3 protein-coding genes are annotated in these 2,663 nt (G+C 57.7%); all 3 read left to right on the top strand.

Annotated features, from left to right (window positions below):
* Positions 1-72: 72 nt before the first annotated feature.
* The 3 genes from MTQ10_RS29650 to MTQ10_RS29640 all read left to right on the top strand — a co-directional run bounded on the left by MTQ10_RS29650 (position 73) and on the right by MTQ10_RS29640 (position 2,521).
* Positions 73-546 (top strand): hypothetical protein, encoded by a 474-nt coding sequence (locus MTQ10_RS29650; protein WP_125500216.1) that lies wholly within the window; start codon positions 73-75, stop codon positions 544-546.
* A 14-nt stretch (positions 547-560) separates the two neighbouring features.
* Positions 561-1,991, top strand: coding sequence for a hypothetical protein (locus MTQ10_RS29645; protein WP_247473514.1), 1,431 nt, complete (start codon positions 561-563; stop codon positions 1,989-1,991).
* 173 nt (positions 1,992-2,164) lie between these two features.
* Positions 2,165-2,521: a hypothetical protein gene (locus MTQ10_RS29640; RefSeq protein ID WP_189428462.1), complete on the top strand. Its 357-nt coding sequence runs from the start codon at positions 2,165-2,167 to the stop codon at positions 2,519-2,521.
* Positions 2,522-2,663: the final 142 nt, after the last annotated feature.

Genomic DNA, 2,663 nt, shown 5'->3' with positions numbered 1-2,663 from the left:
CTCCCTTCCTGGTTGCGCTCACGTACGCTGATCCTCAACACGGTCAAGCCATGACAGTGGGGGGATGTGACTATGGCTTGGGAAGAATGGGAACAGCTGAAGAGTCGCGCGATCGAGGGCAAAACGACACATCTGCAGCTCAACGGCGCAAACGGATCCACCGGCAACGCAGGGAGACCGGACCTCGTCGTACACCAGGATGATCTCGGCGCCGTCGGCCATGAGGCGTTCCAACTGCACGCTCGCCTCCGGCATCAGGCCGATATTGCCGGAGCAGGCGCTGACGAAAACGGCAGCGGAACAACTATGCAGGCCGCTGCGGAACTGAAGAGCCACCATTTCTCAATGGGGTCTGCCCTCGAAACCACCGTCTCCGTCTGGACCACTCAGGTCAAGGCGGTCCTGCAGGCACTAGCCCACATCTCCAACCACCTCGACTACTCGAAAAAAACGCACGCGCACGATGACGCAAAAATCGCTGCTGATATGCGTTGCCGGGACGGATCACCGGTTCCCGTATCCGTATTGAGTAGCTACTTCAAGTGATGGGAGGCGAAACCGTGGACTACCGCGACCTGCTCGATGTAAACCTGGCCAAGCTGGGTACCGCCGTGGAGACTTGGAAACAGACAGTCAAGCACCTCGAAACTCTCGCCAGAGACTCACGCGACGGTCTCAAAGTAAAGTCTGATACGGCCCGATGGGCCGGGATCAACGCATCAGTGACCCGCGAGTTCGTGGACAAAACCATCAAAGAGTGCAACGACTTACACAGTGAAGCACGAAGCATATACAACGTGCTGAGTGACGCTTACCAAGAACTCACCGACCTGCAACACAAAGCAAAGCTCCTAGAGGAACAAGCACGCGAGCACGCATTTGCGATCGTTCCCGGAGAGCACGGATCGGTGAAGGTCATGCCCGTTATGTGCACCGCAGACGGGAAAGAAGGAGATACCAAAGCCAAGCAAGAGATGCAATGGTACGCCGACACCCTGACGGACCTTGTACGTCATGCCGGAGAAATTGACGCGGCAGTCGTGCGAGCGCTCACCCGGAGCCACGGTAACGACCCCTACAATGCGGGTCATGCCACATATACGTCACTCGACGAGGACATGCTGCCGCGCGCCCAGAAACTTGCAGCACTCGGCGAGGACGCCGACTCACAGCAGAGAGCGGAACTACGGCGACTTTGGGGTTCACTGAGTCCACATGCACGAGCGACACTTTGGCTGCAACACAAAGAAGACTTGATCAACGCTGGCATCCTCGCGACTACAGTAAAGCAGGTATCTCCAGACGATGGCTCCGGTCAGTACGCTGTCGATAAGCCCACTGCTCGTGATTACTGGATCTTGGCGGAAGCCAAAGGGATGTCGACTCTAGGTGACTTCATTAGTTACACGGATGCCGCTCGAAACATGGACCACTACCTCCGCGGCACCGGAACCACTCTGAATCTCGATGTAGACAGGATGATGCATGACGACGACACTCTGCGCAACATGACAAAAAAGGCTATCCTTGACCATCAGGATGAGTGGCGCAAAGAAGCTTTACACGCCTATCAGCAGGCTGGCGGAAGGCCTGTAGCAATCCCTGTGGAGACCCCAGGCATCGGTTACACCCACTCTGACCGGAACTGGTATTTGGCAGTCGGCAGCGCACAGACAAACACTACTGGTGTGATCACTGTGGTTCCCGGCACTGACGGCAGGCCGAAAGTCAGCCTCGACTACCAAGTCAACGTCTGGGACCGATACAACTGGGATCCGGGAAAGGCCACTCCGATCGGTCCGACCACCGTGACCGATGCGGATATGGCTCGACTGCACAGGACAGGCCTGGCTAAAGAGTTCGACATGCGAGGCAGCGGTACAGTACAGCATTACGATCTCGGCACCGAAACAGGAGACCTTCCCGACCCCCCGGTTTCCGGACGCGACGGAACTCGAATGGACATCGGACGCAATGGAGATGCTCGGTGAAGTCCAGACGATTCAGAAGGTCCGCACTGCTGAGTGTTCTCTGCACAGCGCTGCTTTGCTCCATAGGAAGCTGTTCATCCCCCGCGCATGACTCTTCGGCACGCACTTCGACAAGCGATGAACGGCTTCCTCACTGGGTCCCGGCAAAGACCCCGGCGCAGGTCGCTCAGTCCATGCGCGTGAAGATCCCGGCAGCAGCAGCCGACCTAAGGGCCGCCTACCAGAGAGGGTTTCAGAGCGACACCATGTTGCTCGCCTTCACGCTGCCCAAGTCCGACATGAACGCCTTCATTGAGACCTTGAACCTCGAGGTGCCCCTGACCCATCGGGATACCCCCGTGAACTCTGGAAACGGCGACACCCCGACTACCCCGTTCGCCCACCTTGGCCTGCAGGAACCGGACACATTGTCCGATGTCACTGAAGGGCCAGTCTGCACAGACTGCGACGGTGAACTGGAGTGGCTGAACATTGCCGTGCATCCGATTGATACGGAACGCAATCAGGTGTATCTCAGCGGTGCGATATAGCTCTGCATGCAACCCGGAAACGGACCCGCCGTTGTTGACCCGAGATGCGACTTCCATCCCGGGCGACGAACGCCTACATGAAGGTGCTAACGCATGCGGTAGTTCTGTGCTGATGGTCGTGTCCGACTGAGGAGTTGAGCGT

The organism is Streptomyces sp. XM83C (assembly GCF_023072675.1).
GTDB lineage: Bacteria > Actinomycetota > Actinomycetes > Streptomycetales > Streptomycetaceae > Streptomyces > Streptomyces thermocoprophilus.
This window is presented reverse-complemented; position numbering and strand designations above follow the sequence as displayed.

Excerpts from the sequence above, each read along its gene's own strand:
- MTQ10_RS29650 (WP_125500216.1), top strand. The coding sequence starts at position 73 with ATGGCTTGGGAAGAATGGGAACAGCTGAAGAGTCGCGCGATCGAGGGC.
- MTQ10_RS29640 (WP_189428462.1), top strand. The coding sequence starts at position 2,165 with ATGCGCGTGAAGATCCCGGCAGCAGCAGCCGACCTAAGGGCCGCCTAC.